The organism is Salinicola sp. NYA28a (assembly GCF_976982775.1).
Genome location: NZ_OZ334582.1, coordinates 359,288 through 373,774 on the forward strand (window position 1 = coordinate 359,288; position 14,487 = coordinate 373,774).

A 14,487-nucleotide genomic window follows, 5' to 3' on the forward strand; every position below is an offset into this window, starting at 1 on the left:
GCGGGGAGAGGGAAATGCGCGTGCTGCTCGTCGAGGATGATGCCCCGGTGGCGGCAGGCATCGAAGCGGGGCTGGCGCTGAGCGACTTCGTCGTCGATATCGTGACCACGCTGGACGGTGCACGCGGGGCGTTGTCCGCGATCGACTACGATGCCGCGGTGCTCGATCGCCGTTTGCCCGACGGCGATGGTCTGACGCTGTTGCAACAGTGGCGTCGTGCGGGTATTGCCATGCCAGTACTGATGCTGACGGCGAGAGACGCCGTTGCCAGTCGTGTCGAAGGGCTTCAGGGCGGGGCCGACGATTATCTGGTCAAACCGTTCGATCTGGATGAGTTGACGGCAAGGCTGCAGGCGCTGTTGCGCCGCAGCGCCGGGCAGGTCGACCGCTCCCTTCGCCACGGGCGCCTGGCGCTGGACCCCGTCGCTCGCAGCGTGACGTTGGATGGCGCACCGGTGGCGCTGGTGCGTCGCGAGCTGATGCTGCTGGAGGCGCTGATGCGCGCGCGTGGGCGGATCCTGAGCGCCGACCAGTTGAAGGACCGCCTTTACGGCATCGATGACGAGATCGAGAGCAACGCCCTCAACGTGCATATCTACCAGTTGCGTCGCAAGCTGGGACGCGAAGTGATCGAGACGGTCCGGGGCGTCGGCTACCGTCTCGGCGCGTTTCCCGCCGACGAGCGACTTCATGGCGACATACCCTCATGAGCCTTCGGCTGCGTCTCGTCGCCACGCTCGGGATCACGCTGATGCTGCTGTGGGGGCTGACGGCGGCGTGGTCGATGCGCGATCTCTCGAGCCAGCTCGAACGTTCGCTGGATCAGCGTCTGGCTCAGTCGGCGCGAATGGTGGCCGGCCTGCTCGATCGCGTGCCGGCGGCGGCCTGGGATGGAGAAGTGGGCGAGACGTCGACCATCCCTGCGCTCGAGGGCGTCGCCTGCCGCGTATCGTCGCTGCGCGGGCAGGTGGTGGCGGGTACGCACCCTGAAATGAACGATGTTCTCGCAGTCGATGACGAAGGCTACAGCTACCGCGATCACAACGGCCAGCGCTGGCGCGTCTATACCCTGGTCGACGACGATAAGCGCATCACCGTGGCGGATCGCCTGCGGGAGCGGGAGTCGTTGCTGGCCCAGGTACGCCGTGCGGCGTTCTATCCCTTTCTACTCGCTTCGATCGGCAGTCTGATCGCGCTGTGGTGGGGCGTGACCCGGGGTCTGTCGCCGCTGTCGAGGCTGCAGCGGCGCCTGATGTCACGCGATCACGACGATCTCTCGGCACTGCCGATCCGCGGTTTGCCGGGGGAAATTCGCCCACTGATCGATGGATTCAACACCCTGCTTGCGCGCACCCGGCGCATGCTGGAGTTGGAGCAGCGCTTTACCGACGATGCCGCGCATGAGCTGCGCACGCCGCTGACCGCGATTCGGACCCATCTTCAGATCGCGCGACGCGTCGACGGCGATCCCCACCAACAGGCGATGCAGCAGGCGGAGGCGGGGGTGGCGCGGCTGACGAAGACGCTCGACCAGTTGCTGTTGTTGGCACGCATGGAAAGCGAGGAGGTCGCGCAGGGGAGTGTCGACCCCACGCGGCTGGGCGAGGCCCTGGAGGCCGCGATGGTGGAAACCGGCAGTCGTGATCGCTGCCACTGGCACGCGTCGATCGACCAAATCCACGTCGGATTATCCGGGGAGTTGCTGGTGATTGCGCTGCGCAATCTGCTCGAGAACGCCATGCGTCACGGTTCGCCCGAAACCCCGATCGAGATCGAGGCGCACGAGACGAATGGCATGGCCGTGATCGACATCGTCAACCAGGGCGAGACCATTCCGCCCGAACAGATCGCCCGCCTGACGGAGCGTTTTCATCGCGGCAATCATCCCCGGGGCAGCGGGCTGGGGTTATCCATCGTCGAGGCGATCGCCACCCGGGCCGGCGGGAGCGTGAGGCTCGCCTCCGGCAACGGTATCGGGCTCCGCGTCACGCTCTCGCTGCCCCTGGCCTGATTCGCCAGGGGCGGGTGAGCAGGGGTGGGTGAGTAGGGGGATGAGAAAACTCAGGGCGCGTCGCTGCCCATGATGGCCCGCAGCTTGTCCGGGGAGGGCGCGCCCATAACCTTGTGTACCGCGCCATTGTCGTTCCGATAGAAGGTCACCGGCGTGGCGTAGAGCTGGGCGTCGCGCATCAGTTGCGTGTTGTCGCTGACCCATTGCTCGCTCTGGTCGGTTCCCTCGCTATCCGGCATGGTGCCGGTGCGATAGTGCTCGGCGATCGCGGCGCTGGGATCGTCGGCGGCCAGGATCGCGGCGGCTTTCTCGGGGCTGTCCGCCTTGAGTACGCCCACCATCAGATGACGAATCTGTAAATCACCGCTCTCGACCCAAGGCTGAGCGTCCTGCCAGAACTTGCGACAGTAGGGGCAGTTGGGATCGCTGAAGGTGTAGACCACTCGCGATGCATCGGCATCGCCATCACGAACCCAGTGATGATCCGCCATTGCCTGCCATAGCTCGGCATTCCTGGGTCCGTCGACGAGCCGTTCCAGCGGCTCGGCGGAGACATCCCGGCCCTGCGCGTCGATCAGCGTACCGACGACCGCATGCTCGCCGTCCGGGGTCAGATAGGCCGCGACGGACTGGCCGCGCACGCTGGCGGCGTAGCCCTTGAGCCCGCCGGGCGCATCGAATTCCCCGTGAATGGTGAGGCCCTGCTGCTCGAGTGTCTGGATCGGTGCGGGCCAGTCTTCGGCGAAGGCGGGGAGGCTTGCCGCCAGGGCAATACCGGCGGCCAGGGGCAGCGCGAGCCGTAGTGGCATCATTCGGGGGGCGTGGTCGTGCATCCTGGTCGTCTCCGTCAGTTAATGTCTAGCGGGAAGGTCGATTGAAGCGCTCGGGTTGAAAGCGCGTCTGGGTCGTCAGGGGGCAAAGCGCTCGAGACTGCGATCGAGCGTGGCTCGGGAAAGCTCACCGAAGTGGGTATCGACGAGCTGGCCGTCGACGTCGTAGTAGAGGGTGATCGGCATGGCCATGGCCCCCACTTCCCGACCGAAGGTCATGTCCGGATCGCGATAGAGATGATCGAGCGCGAGGGATTCTCGTTGCAGAAACGTCTCCACGGCGTCGACGCTCTCGCCCTGATTGACGAACACGAACGACACGTCGTCCCGCGCCTGCTGGGCCTGCTCCAGCATCGGCATTTCGCGACGACAGGGCGGGCACCAGCTCGCCCAGAGATTGACCACCATGGGCCGATCGGCTTCCTGCAGCACGGCGGGCAGGGCCACCGTTGACCCATCGAGAGCCGCCAACGGGATCGAGGGCAGGCTCGCGCCGCGGGGCGCCATCAGCGCCAGCGCGCCGGCCGTCATCGACCACGCCAATGCACCCGCTAGCACCGCTGTACCCAACGGGCGGCGCATGGCCGGCTGCCGCCAGAAACGCCAGGCCAGATAGACGAAAGCGATAGCCAGCCCCGCCAGCGACTCGAACCCGCGATCCCGGATATCGAGCCAGGACCAGAACGTGTCGTAGCTCTGCCAGTAGCGGGCCACGAAAACGATTCGTGCACCGATCACGCCGATCAGCAACGCATTGAACAGCAGATCGCCGACGCTGACCTGCCGACGGCGGCCCATCCAGGCACCCACGATCAGGGCGACGATCATGGCCAGGGCCAGCAGAAGCTGACCCAGACTCACGCCTAGGGGGCCCAGGGCGATACTGCGATCGAGCGGATTCATGGTCAGCCCTCCGTGGATTCGTTGGCGCTCTGTCTGGCCTGCGCATAGCGGTCGAGAAAGGCCTCGGCATCCAGTTCACCGATGATGCGGGCGCTGCGCTGCTCCTGACCGTCGGGGCCGAACCACATCAGGGTCGGCGGGCCGACGACACCGAAGTGCTGCATGATCGCCTGATCTTCGGCGTCGTAATCCGTGACGTCGATACTCAGCCGCTGCACGTCCTGGAGCGCATTCTTGACGGTCGGGTCGCTGAACACTTCCTGTTCGATGACCTCGCAGGAGACGCACCAGTCCGCAGTGAATTCGACCAGTGTCATCTGGCCGCCGTTGGCGGTTGCCTGGATACGGCGTTCGAGCGTCGCCAGATCCTTTACATCGTCGAACGCGATAGGCCCGGACCCGCTGGCGTCCTGGGAGGTCGCTGCCGCACCGCTCGGGACGTAGACCGACAGTGGCCGCCACGGATCCCTGGCGCCACCGGCGGCACCGATCAGGATCAACGCGCTCCACAGACCGATGATGGCGGCACTGGCGGTGGCGAACTGAGGCAGAATGCTACCCGTGCCGTTGCCCCGCGCCATGATCACAAGAGAAATCGCGGCGCCCAGGCCCAGCGCGCCCCACAGGCCAAGGACGATGGCATCCGAGAGGATTCGGGCGACGAACCAGATCGCCATGCCCAGCAGCACGAAGCCGAACAGTGCCTTGACGCGCGTCATCCAGGCACCAGGCTTGGGCAGCAACTGGCTGCCGGCCGTGCCGATCAGTACCAGCGGGGCGCCCATGCCGAGGCCCAGCGCGAGCAGCGCCGCACCGCCCAGCCACGGATTGCCGGTTTCGGCGATGAAGAGCAGAGCGCCGGCGAGAGGAGCGGTCATGCAGGGGCCGACCAGCAGGGCGGAGAGCACCCCCATGACAGCGGCGCCCTTGAGTCGGCCACCGCGCTGTTTCGACAGTCTCGCATCCAGGCGTTGATGCAGCGCTCGCGGCAGTTCGAGCTCGAAGGCACCGAACATAGCGAGCGCCAGCACCACGAACAGCACCGAGAAGATGCCGATGAACCAGACATTCTGGAACAGCATCTGCAGGTTGGCGCCGGCCATGGCCGCGGCCACGCCCAGTATCGCGTAGGTCGCGGCCATGGGCAGAACATAGACGAGCGAGAGCACGAAGCCGGCGGCGCGTGGATTCTTGCCGCTGCGACGTTGGCCGACGATCAGGCTGGAGAGGATGGGGATCATCGGCAGCACGCAGGGCGTGAAGGTCAACAGCAACCCCATGCCGAAGAAAGCTGCCAGCGTCCAGATCCAGTTGCCGCCGGCGAGCTGCGCCGCCAGCTGCTGATCTTCCGCCATCGCCACGTCTGTCTGGGTCTGAGTGGTGGGGCTCGGTGCGGCAGACGATGGCGTGGCAGATGACGCGTTCGGCGTAGAGGTCGTAGCATCCGTTCGCGGCGCGTTCGTGTTCGTGGTGCCGCTCCCCGAGGCACCGGCGACGGATTCCAGCTCGAAAGTCCGCTGCTGGGGCGGATAGCAGAGGCCGGCATCGGCGCAACCCTGCCAATGAAGGGTAATGGTATCGGCTTCCCCTGGCTGCGTGGTCATGCTCAACGCATGACGGTAGATCTCGGAACGACCGAAGTACTCGTCCTCGATTGTCTCCCCATCAGGAATGTCGAGTGACAGTTCGCGCTCGTTGGCCTGAGCGGAGAAGCTGTGGCGATAGAGGTAGTAACCGGGCTCGATCTGCCAGTTGATCTCCAGGTTGTTGCCGTCTTGCACCAGCGTCGGTTTGAAGGCCTGATCCGGCGGCAGGAAGTCGCCCTGTTGTCCGAACGGATCCTGCGCCACAGCCAGCGTGGCAACGCCGAGCATTGCCAGCATCATAATCCACCGTACTAGCCTGGACTGCATCAACTCCTCCTTCGCTCCTGCCCGCATCGACTGCGCTCCTGATTCGATGCCGCTAGGTTGGCTTATGGGGATGAGCTGAAAATGAATCCTCCCTATTCCTTTACTGCAACGCCGGTCTCGAAGCCTAAAAATCGATATCCATCCAGCGAAATCATTTTGGAAGGTTGATTCAATTTAAATGACGAATTTGTTTTTAATTGCCGTCCCAATAGGCCGTTCATTCCTGTCTAGCCAAACCTTTGTGTTAGATAATCAACGAGATAGGGCGATATTGGATATATATGTCATCAAAACTTGTTCGAAGTCTTGAAAGTCACTACACCTTGAATGGCTGTTGAATACAGTCCCGGTATAGTGATTGTCGATCAATGGGCGATAGTCAAAGCGCCAAAGGAGACGAGATGGACTTCGGAAAATATCAATCCTGCATCGAGAGTTGTCATGTCTGTGCAGCTTACTGCGATGCCTGCTCTGTTGCCTGCCTGAAAGAAGACGACGTGAAAATGATGGCAGAATGTATCCGTCTGGACAGGCAGTGCGCACAGATCTGCCGTTTGGCGGCCTCCCTCATGGCGCAGGGTAGCGAATATGCCAGCCAGATCTGCAGACTCTGCGCGGATATCTGCAAGGCGTGTGGCGACGAGTGCGCCAAGCATGATGCCGAGCATTGCCAGGAGTGTGCCAAGGCTTGTCACCGCTGCGCCGAAGCGTGTGAAGCCATGGCGTAACCAGCAGGAAGCAAGACGAAAAATTATCTCTCTGTGAACGACCCGATATCCATCTGGATATCGGGTCGTTTCATGGACGCCCGTTGCCGCACTTGACTCACGTTAATCCGGTCTTTCGAAGGCGCGTGGCGAGTTATCCGACGCCATCTACGCTCAAGGAGATTTGTCGCGTACGAGCTCATTTATTCGTTCATGTGGGATGCCTGCGCGTATGACTCGTATGTTCTCGACACCCGACTCTGAAAATGATCAGGAGGCATGATGAAAGCCGTCGTCTTTCACGCTATCGGTGATATTCGCGTCGATGACGTTCCCGAGCCGCAACTTCAGGAACCGACCGATGCCATCATTCGGCTGACCACCTCTGCACTATGCGGCACCGACCTGCACTTCGTTCGCGGTTCCTTCACACCGATGCAAGCCGGCACCATTCTCGGACACGAAGGCGTCGGTATCGTCGAGCAACTCGGCGACGACGTGCGCAATCTCGCTATCGGCGACCGGGTCGTCGTCTCCTCGACCATCGGCTGCGGCAACTGCTCCTACTGCCGCGCCGGTTACTACGCCCAATGCGACGTCGCCAACCCCAACGGCAAGCAGGCCGGCACCTCGTTCTTCGGCGGACCGGCGCCGACCGGACCCTTCAACGGCCTGCAGGCCGAGAAGGCGCGCATTCCGTTCGCCACCACCGTGCTGACCAAGCTGCCCGACGAAGTCAGCGACGAACAGGCGATCGTGATATCGGACATTCTGCCGACTGCCTACTTCGGCGCCGGCCGGGTCTTCGCCATCGACTCCAAGCCGGATCGTCTCGACAAGGCGCGCAAGCTGGGCGCGGAGTGCATCAACTTCGATCGGGAAGATCCGGTCGAGACGCTGCAGCGTCTGACCGGCGGGATCGGTCCGGATCGTGCCATCGACGCGGTGGGGATCGATGCCGAGCACGCCCACGATGCCCACGCCGGCGACAAGAGCGACATCGAGACCGAGGAGCAGGAGTCGCGTGCCAACGCCCCGGAAACGAATCCCGACGGTGACAACTGGCACCCCGGCGATGCGCCGAGCCAGGCGCTGCAGTGGGCGGTTCGCAGTCTGGCCAAGGCCGGCACGCTGTCGATCATCGGCGTCTACCCGCCGGATTTCCGCCAGTTCCCGATCGGCATGGCGATGAATCGCAACCTGACGCTGAAGATGGGCAACTGCAACCACAGCAAGTACATCCCCAAGCTGGTCGACATGACCCGGACGGGGCTGATCGACCCGGCGGACATTCTCAGCCAGGCCACGCCGATCTCCGACGTGCTCGAAGCCTACGAGGCATTCGATCGTCGCGAGGAAGGCTGGATCAAGGTCGAGCTCGAGCCGCAGGCGGATTGACGCTCATTCGATCTGGGCGCGCCCATAGGGAGGAAGCATGCAGGAGCATCGGTTCGAGGTCGCGGTCATCGGTGCCGGTAGCGCGGGACTGGCGGCTTGGCAGGCTGCCAGCAACCACACCGATAGCGTGGCGCTGATCGAAGGCGGAACCTCCGGCACGACCTGCGCCCGGGTGGGTTGCATGCCCAGCAAACTGCTGACTGCAGCAGCCAATGCGGCGCATCAGGTTCGTCATGTCGCGCCGTTTGGCGTACGGCTCGACGGCGAAGTGCGCGTGGATGGCGAAGCGGTGATGACGCGCGTCCGCCAGGAGCGGGATCGGTTCGTGGGCCATGTGCTGGAGTCGATGGATTCCATTCCCGAGTCGTGCCGATATCAGGGGTTGGCCCGTTTTGAAGACTCCCATACGCTGCTCATCGGTGATGACGTTCGGCTTACCGCAGAGAGAGTCGTCATTGCCACCGGATCGCGGCCGGTCATTCCCGAGCCATTCGAGATTGCCGGGGATCGGCTGGTGACCAGCGATACCTTGTTCGAATGGCGGACGCTGCCCGAATCAGTGGCAGTGTTCGGCCCGGGGACCACCGGGCTGGAACTGGCCCAGGCGCTAGCGAGACTCGGCGTGCGAGTGCGCCTGTTCGGTCAGCACGGCAGTCTGGGCGTGCTGACCGATGACAAGGTGATCGCCCAATGCGAGCGCTTGTTCAACGAGGAGTTCTATCTCGATACGCGCGGCGATGCGGAAATCGTCGAGCGCCATGGCGATCAGGTGAGGGTGCGCTTTACCGATCGCCGATCCAACGAATCCATGACCGAATCTTTCGATCACGCGCTGATCGCGACGGGGCGCAAGCCCAATGTCGATAGGCTCGAGTTGCCCCGCGCCGGGCTGGCGCTGGACGAGCGGGGCATGCCGGAGGTCGATCGCCATACGCTGCGCTGTCGCAACGGGGACGGGGCGTTCGGCCATATCTACATGGCTGGCGATGTCGACAACGATACGCCGGTCCTGCACGAGGCGACGGACGAAGGCAAGATCGCCGGCGACAACGCCGGCCGCGGGAAAGGCGTCTACGCTGCGCCGCGCCGTTCCCCGCTGAGCATCGCGTTCTGCGAGCCGCAGATGGCCCGCGTCGGGCCCGGGCATGCCGCGCTGGCGGAGCAGCACGGCGACAGGCTGAGCGTCAGCGAATTCTCCTACGAGAACCAGGGCCGGGCTCGCATCATGGCGGCCAATCGGGGCTATCTGCGCCTCTACGGCGAATATGGCAGTGGTCGTTTTCTCGGCGCCGAGCTCTGCGCGCCCGCGGGCGAACATCTGGCGCACCTGCTTGCCTGGGCGCATCAGCAGGCGTTGTCCGTGCCGGAAATGTTGGGAATGCCGTTTTATCACCCGACGCTGGAAGAGGGGCTTCAGACCGCGCTACGCGAGCTGAGCGCTCGGCTGCTGCTGAAACCGGCGATGGTGAATCAATGTATGGAGTGTGGCCCCGGCGCCTAGCGGCTGCCGGGAGAGACCTGGGCTGACCGATAATCGTCAGGCGCCAGGCCTAATCACATCTATTCGTTGCTCCAACCGACAGGCCCGCAGCTCGGAAGTTGGACACGCCGTCGCGGCGCTGTCGGATCGACCGAAGTGTCTTCGCGTCCGCGAATCAGGCCCTGAGTTCACGCTCCAGCTGGGGCATCACCTCGAACAGGTCACCGACCAGGCCGTAGTCGGCGACCTTGAAGATCGGTGCTTCCTCGTCGTTGTTGATCGCCACGATCACGCGGGAATCCTTCATGCCCGCCAAGTGCTGGATCGCACCGCTGATGCCCACGGCGATATAGAGATCCGGCGCGACCACCTTGCCGGTCTGGCCGACCTGCATGTCGTTGGAGACGTAACCCGCATCCACCGCCGCGCGGGAGGCGCCGATGGCGGCGTCGAGCTGCGCCGCCACGCCTTCGAGCAGCTTGAAGTTTTCGCCGCTGCCGAGCCCGCGTCCGCCGGAGACGACGACGCGCGCACTGCCCAGCTCCGGCCCCTGGTTCGTTGCGCGTGCGTCGCTGACGAAAGTGGAAAGGTCGTTGTCGACGACAGTGTCGAGCGCCTGGATCTGGGCGTTGCCGCCCGAGCCGACCGCATCGAAGGCGCTGGTGCGTACGGTGATGACCTTGAGCGGCGCGCCGTTACGCACCGTGGCGATGGCGCCGCCGGCGTAGATCGGACGTTTGAACGTCTCGGCGGATTCGACACCGATGATGTCCGACACTTGGGGCACGCCCTTGAGCGCTGCCACGCGGGGCAAGACGTTCTTGCCGGTCGTGGAAGACCCCGCCAGCAAGTGGGTGTAGTTCGCGACCAGCGTGTCGAGCAGTGTGGCCATCGGCTCCGCCAACTGATGGGCATAGACGGTGTGGTCCGCTGTCAGTACCGCGCGCACGCCATCCAGACGTGCGGCGGCTTCGGCCACGGCGCCGATGCCTTCTCCCGCGACGAGAATATCGATTTCCCCGCCGATCTGGCGGGCCGCCTCGACCACGTGGGCGGTGGCCTCGGCTAGGGTGTCGTCTTGATGCTCAGCAACGATCAGGATGCTCATGCGGTCAGCTCCTTTAAGGACGTGTTCCGGGACTCGTTTCCAGGGTTTGTCTGGTGCTTTTTCAAAGGTCTTTGTTCAAAGCACTTTGTTCAAAGCACTTTGGCTTCGTGCTTCAGCTTTTCCACCAGCTCGCTGACCGAGCCGACCTTGACGCCGCCGTTGCGCTCGGCAGGCGTTTCGACCCGCTCGAGCGTGAGATGGCGATCGATTTCCACCCCGAGCGATTCGAGAGAGCGCGTGTCGATGGGCTTCTTCTTGGCCTTCATGATGTCGGGCAGGCGCGCATGACGCGGTTCGTTCAGGCGCAGATCCGTGGTGACGACGGCGGGCAGACGCAGCGACAGAGTCTGATGGCCGCCGTCGACTTCGCGGGTCACCGTGACGTGCTCGTCGTCGACGGCCAGCTCGGAGGCGAAGGTGCCTTGGCCCATGCCGGTCAGCGCCGCCAGCATCTGACCGGTCTGGTTGTTGTCGCTGTCGATCGCCTGCTTGCCGAGAATTACCAGCCCCGGCTGTTCCTCCTCGACGATCTTCTCCATGACGCGAGCGACATCCAGCGAGTCGACGCGTTCCTCGCTCTCGATATGCAGAGCCCGGTCGACGCCGAGCGCCATCGCCGTGCGCAGCTGCTCCTGGGCGCCTTTCGGCCCGACGCTCACCGCGACGATCTCGGTAGCGACACCTTTCTCCTTCAGTCGGATCGCCTCTTCCACGGCGATCTCGCAGAACGGATTCATGGCCATCTTGGTATGGGTCAGGTCGACATCGGTGTTATCCGGCCGCACCCGTACCTGAACGTTGTAATCAATGACGCGCTTGACGCCGACGAGAACCTTCATGCGTGAACCTCCTGTTCAGGCTCGTGGAGTTCGGACTGCATCTCGTTGAATTGACGCAGGACCGGAGAGATCGGTGCCGCCGTGACGAGCGAGACGAGCACGATGGCGACCAGCGAGAAGACGAAGCCGGGTGCAATCTCGTAGAGATCGAAAAGGCCGCCCGAGATCCGTGACCAGACAATGACGGTGATACCACCGACGACGATGCCTGCCAGCGCGCCCCACTGGTTCATGCGCTTCCAGTAAAGCGAGAGAATCAGCGTCGGGCCGAAGCAAGCGCCGAAGCCAGCCCAGGCATAGGAAACCAGATCCAGGACATCGGAATCGGGAGCCAGCGCCAGCATCAACGCCACTGCCGAGACGCCGAGTACAGCCAGGCGGCCGACCATCAACAGTTCCTTCTGAGAGGCGTGCTTGCGGAAGGTCGCCTTGTAGATATCGTCGGCGATGGTCGAGGAGCAGATCAGCAGCTGCGAATCCGCCGTGGACATGACCGCTGCCAGAATGGCGGTCAATAGAACGCCGGCGATGACCGGGTTGAACAACATGTCGACCATGAACATGAATATGCGCTCCTGGTCGGCAAGTCCGTCGGCGAAGAAGCCGTGGCCCAATACACCGATCGACAGCGCGCAAATCAGGCCGATTCCGGTCCAGGAAACTGCTACGCGGCGGGCGAAAGGAATGTTGCGGTGGTCATCGATACCGGCAAAGCGCGCCAGTGCGTGAGGCTGGCCGAAGTAACCCAATCCCCAGGCGAGCGAACTGGCGATGGCGATCCAGGTCAGCTGTTCGCCGCTGGCGGCATCGGTGAACCACTGAAGAATATGAGGGGATTCGTTCTGGACCGACGCGATGGAAGCTTCGATACCGCCGAGCTCCATGATCGCGGCGATCGGCACTGCGACCAGGGCGAACAGCATCATGATGCCCTGCAGCACGTCAGTCCAGGAGACCGCCAGGTAGCCGCCGAAGAAGGTATAGGAGATGATCGCCAGCATGCCGATCACCACGGCAAGCTCGTAGTTCATGCCGAAAACGGTATTGAGCAACTTGCCGCCGGCCACGAGTCCCGAACTGGTATAGAAGAGATAAAAGACGATGATGAACAGCGAGGCAACCAGGCGTAATACCTTGGTGTGCTGCTGGAATCGCTCGGCGAGAAACTCAGGGATCGTCAACGAATTGTTCGCCACGAAGCTGTAGACGCGCAGGCGCTGGGCGACGATCAACCAGTTCAGCAACGAGCCGGTGAGCAGTCCGGCGGCGACCCAGAACGAGGAAAGACCTGAAAGATAAGCGGCGCCGGGCATGGCCACCATCAGCCAGCCGGACATTTCCGAAGCACCGGTGGAAATGGCGGTAGCGAAGGGGCCGAGAGAACGGCCACCCAGCACGTAATCGGAGAAGTCCGAGGATCGCTTCCACGCCACGTAACCGATAATCAACATGACGATGAAATAGACCATGAAGGTGGTAACGACCACCGCATTATTATTGTCCAGCATGACGCGGTCTCCTTTTCAGGGCATTGGCTTTTTCAGGGCACAAGCAGGCCCGGCAACGGTTGAACGTTGCTAAATCGTTGTTGGCAGAGGGTTTTTCAGGGGTGGTTATACCCCAAAAGCGTTACTGCCCGGACGGACGACCACCGGCGCCATCGAGCCTGCAATGCGCAGGGATTCGGGCATTCGCGAATGGCGTCGTCGATGGCGGTTCAGCGTGGTTCGCCGGGTCTTGGGGTGAAATTGTCGCGAGGTTCATGAGGATTCCTTGTCATTGTTGATATTGGGGTTGGGTGATCTTCGATCAGTCGAGTTCCGGCTTTCGAGGCGAATCGGCCTGGTCCAGGGTGGCCATGTGGGCTGCCTCCAGCCCGTCGTGAACCGCTCGTTGAAAACCTCCCTGGATCATGGCGTTGAGCCCTTCCGTGGTGACGCCGCCGTAATCCAGAAAGCGCTTCACGATCTCCGCTGGCGGCGTTGCTTCCTCGAGCATCAGTTGCAAGCTGCCGGAAAGGTTGTGCAGCACGCCGCGACGGGCAATCGCTTCGGGGATGCCTTGCGCTATGGCATGGCCGATCAGGGCGTCGGCCAGCAGGGCGGGGAAGGCCGGCCCGCTGCCGGTGAGTGCCGTCAGGTAGTCGATCTGGGCCTCATCGTCGAGTTCGTCGCTGGAACCGCAGGTCGAGAACAGCCGCTGAACCCAATCCCGTTCGGCGCGGGAAACCGCCGGGGTCGCGCACCACGGCGTGTACGAGCGACCGATGGCGGCGACGGCGTTGGGCATGGCGCGCACGATACGCTCGCTCCCCGTGGCCTGGGTCAAGGTGGCGATCGAGACCTTGGCCATCAACGAGATGACCAGCCGGTTCTCGAGCGCCAGATCCAGCTCGGCAAACTGCTCGGGCCTGACCGACACCACGACGATGTCCGCGCTTTCGAGCAGCGCCCCGGCGCTGTCGACGCACGTGACACCGGGCCATTCGCCGTAGCGATAGCCGCTACGGCTGGCCGTCACCACGAGCTGCTGGGGAGCGATCAGCCCGCTTGCCAGTGCGGCGCGGCCCAGCGCGCTGCCGAGCCAGCCGTTACCACCGATGATGCCGAGCGTCGGTGCCTGTTGCATGGGTCATCTCCTGTTGAACAGCAGCCAGTTCCTCCGGGGGGAACTGGGTCGTATGGCGTGAGGCGAAACGCTCGAGATCGGCGGGGGTACACGATTGCCCGGTAAAGATGTTGACGTACTGCGCCACGCGACTGATCCGGGTGTCCCGGGTCTCCTGGGTATGCATCGAGATATAGCCGATCTGCAGCAGGTAAACGGTTCTGGCCCGCGTGTCGGCCTCCAGCGCGTCGTAACCATAACGGATGAACATTGCCCGCAGCGCTTCGAGACGCTGCTCGTCGGCGCGGCGGACCCGCTCGGCCACGGCGTCATCCTGCAGGCTCCAGCTTCTGACGGCGTACTCGAACTCCGAATCGAAGATGCCGGCGTCGAACCAGCAATCGAAGACGTTCAGCGTGGCCTCGACGATCGACGAGGCGTATTTCTCGCTGTGAAGAATCAGCGCGCGGGTGTTTTGGCTTTCCCAGCGATCGAGCAGCGCCGTGAGAATCTCTTCGCGATCCTTGAACAGCCAGTAGAAGCTCGTCCGCGATGTCTTCAGTTTCTTCGCCAGCGGCACGATCTTGACGGCGCCGACACCGGCGTTGATCAGCAGGTCGTAAGCGGCATTGAGCCAGGCCGTCCGGTTATCGCTGGAGTGATCGTCTTTCACTGAAAATTCCTTTCCTTG

The 14,487-nt window shown here is 63.2% G+C and carries 13 protein-coding genes; 5 read left to right on the top strand and 8 right to left on the bottom strand.

Going from position 1 to position 14,487, the window contains the following annotated elements; translation table 11 throughout:
- The first annotated feature begins 14 nt into the window (after positions 1-14).
- Both ACWHY3_RS01780 and ACWHY3_RS01785 read left to right on the top strand, forming a co-directional pair.
- Positions 15-710: a response regulator gene (locus ACWHY3_RS01780; protein WP_448127439.1), complete on the top strand. Its 696-nt coding sequence runs from the start codon at positions 15-17 to the stop codon at positions 708-710.
- A complete protein-coding gene (locus ACWHY3_RS01785) occupies positions 707-2,011 on the top strand; it encodes an ATP-binding protein (protein ID WP_448127440.1) in 1,305 nt (434 codons plus the stop codon). Before ACWHY3_RS01780 ends, ACWHY3_RS01785 begins: the two co-directional genes overlap by 4 nt.
- A gap of 50 nt (positions 2,012-2,061) precedes the next feature.
- Here the strand turns inward: ACWHY3_RS01785 and dsbG are convergent, their stop codons facing one another.
- The 3 genes from dsbG to dsbD all read right to left on the bottom strand — a co-directional run bounded on the left by dsbG (position 2,062) and on the right by dsbD (position 5,657).
- Entirely contained in the window at positions 2,062-2,844 is a 783-nt protein-coding gene (gene dsbG / locus ACWHY3_RS01790) for a thiol:disulfide interchange protein DsbG (RefSeq protein WP_448127441.1), read from the bottom strand.
- A gap of 75 nt (positions 2,845-2,919) precedes the next feature.
- Positions 2,920-3,744, bottom strand: a complete 825-nt coding sequence (locus tag ACWHY3_RS01795; protein WP_448127442.1) for a prolipoprotein diacylglyceryl transferase family protein — start codon at positions 3,742-3,744, stop codon at positions 2,920-2,922.
- Between the two features lie 2 nt (positions 3,745-3,746).
- Entirely contained in the window at positions 3,747-5,657 is a 1,911-nt protein-coding gene (gene dsbD, locus ACWHY3_RS01800; protein WP_448127443.1) for a protein-disulfide reductase DsbD, read from the bottom strand.
- A 401-nt stretch (positions 5,658-6,058) separates the two neighbouring features.
- On the opposite strand from dsbD, the gene ACWHY3_RS01805 reads away from it, so the two are divergent.
- The 3 genes from ACWHY3_RS01805 (at position 6,059) to ACWHY3_RS01815 (ending at position 9,263) form a co-directional block, all read left to right on the top strand.
- Positions 6,059-6,385, top strand: a complete 327-nt coding sequence (locus tag ACWHY3_RS01805; protein ID WP_332780052.1) for a four-helix bundle copper-binding protein — start codon at positions 6,059-6,061, stop codon at positions 6,383-6,385.
- A gap of 261 nt (positions 6,386-6,646) precedes the next feature.
- Positions 6,647-7,762 (top strand): alcohol dehydrogenase catalytic domain-containing protein, encoded by a 1,116-nt coding sequence (locus ACWHY3_RS01810; RefSeq protein WP_448127444.1) that lies wholly within the window; start codon positions 6,647-6,649, stop codon positions 7,760-7,762.
- Positions 7,763-7,799: 37 nt separating this feature from the next.
- Positions 7,800-9,263 carry a dihydrolipoyl dehydrogenase gene (locus ACWHY3_RS01815; RefSeq protein ID WP_087719906.1) on the top strand — a complete coding sequence of 488 codons (1,464 nt, stop codon included), beginning with the start codon at positions 7,800-7,802 and terminating at the stop codon, positions 9,261-9,263.
- A 154-nt stretch (positions 9,264-9,417) separates the two neighbouring features.
- Here the strand turns inward: ACWHY3_RS01815 and ACWHY3_RS01820 are convergent, their stop codons facing one another.
- The 5 genes from ACWHY3_RS01820 to ACWHY3_RS01840 form a co-directional block, all read right to left on the bottom strand.
- Positions 9,418-10,350: an electron transfer flavoprotein subunit alpha/FixB family protein gene (locus tag ACWHY3_RS01820; protein WP_303854695.1), complete on the bottom strand. Its 933-nt coding sequence runs from the start codon at positions 10,348-10,350 to the stop codon at positions 9,418-9,420.
- An 89-nt stretch (positions 10,351-10,439) separates the two neighbouring features.
- Positions 10,440-11,189, bottom strand: coding sequence for an electron transfer flavoprotein subunit beta/FixA family protein (locus ACWHY3_RS01825; RefSeq protein ID WP_448127445.1), 750 nt, complete (start codon positions 11,187-11,189; stop codon positions 10,440-10,442).
- On the bottom strand, positions 11,186-12,697 hold the full coding sequence (putP, locus tag ACWHY3_RS01830; protein ID WP_303854697.1) for a sodium/proline symporter PutP: 1,512 nt from the start codon (positions 12,695-12,697) through the stop codon (positions 11,186-11,188). The genes ACWHY3_RS01825 and putP overlap by 4 nt, the downstream gene beginning before the upstream one ends.
- 301 nt (positions 12,698-12,998) lie before the next feature.
- A complete protein-coding gene (locus ACWHY3_RS01835) occupies positions 12,999-13,817 on the bottom strand; it encodes a pyrroline-5-carboxylate reductase family protein (RefSeq protein ID WP_087719910.1) in 819 nt (272 codons plus the stop codon).
- Positions 13,780-14,469 (bottom strand): TetR/AcrR family transcriptional regulator, encoded by a 690-nt coding sequence (locus ACWHY3_RS01840; protein WP_256961304.1) that lies wholly within the window; start codon positions 14,467-14,469, stop codon positions 13,780-13,782. The genes ACWHY3_RS01835 and ACWHY3_RS01840 overlap by 38 nt, the downstream gene beginning before the upstream one ends.
- Positions 14,470-14,487: the final 18 nt, after the last annotated feature.

What these genes read in the sequence shown, in the direction of transcription:
- ACWHY3_RS01780 (WP_448127439.1), top strand. Translation starts at nt 15, where the DNA reads ATGCGCGTGCTGCTCGTCGAGGATGATGCCCCGGTGGCGGCAGGCATC.
- ACWHY3_RS01785 (WP_448127440.1), top strand. Translation starts at nt 707, where the DNA reads ATGAGCCTTCGGCTGCGTCTCGTCGCCACGCTCGGGATCACGCTGATG.
- dsbG (WP_448127441.1), bottom strand. Translation starts at nt 2,844, where the DNA reads ATGCACGACCACGCCCCCCGAATGATGCCACTACGGCTCGCGCTGCCC.
- ACWHY3_RS01795 (WP_448127442.1), bottom strand. Translation starts at nt 3,744, where the DNA reads ATGAATCCGCTCGATCGCAGTATCGCCCTGGGCCCCCTAGGCGTGAGT.
- dsbD (WP_448127443.1), bottom strand. Translation starts at nt 5,657, where the DNA reads ATGCAGTCCAGGCTAGTACGGTGGATTATGATGCTGGCAATGCTCGGC.
- ACWHY3_RS01805 (WP_332780052.1), top strand. Translation starts at nt 6,059, where the DNA reads ATGGACTTCGGAAAATATCAATCCTGCATCGAGAGTTGTCATGTCTGT.
- ACWHY3_RS01810 (WP_448127444.1), top strand. Translation starts at nt 6,647, where the DNA reads ATGAAAGCCGTCGTCTTTCACGCTATCGGTGATATTCGCGTCGATGAC.
- ACWHY3_RS01815 (WP_087719906.1), top strand. Translation starts at nt 7,800, where the DNA reads ATGCAGGAGCATCGGTTCGAGGTCGCGGTCATCGGTGCCGGTAGCGCG.
- ACWHY3_RS01820 (WP_303854695.1), bottom strand. Translation starts at nt 10,350, where the DNA reads ATGAGCATCCTGATCGTTGCTGAGCATCAAGACGACACCCTAGCCGAG.
- ACWHY3_RS01825 (WP_448127445.1), bottom strand. Translation starts at nt 11,189, where the DNA reads ATGAAGGTTCTCGTCGGCGTCAAGCGCGTCATTGATTACAACGTTCAG.
- putP (WP_303854697.1), bottom strand. Translation starts at nt 12,697, where the DNA reads ATGCTGGACAATAATAATGCGGTGGTCGTTACCACCTTCATGGTCTAT.
- ACWHY3_RS01835 (WP_087719910.1), bottom strand. Translation starts at nt 13,817, where the DNA reads ATGCAACAGGCACCGACGCTCGGCATCATCGGTGGTAACGGCTGGCTC.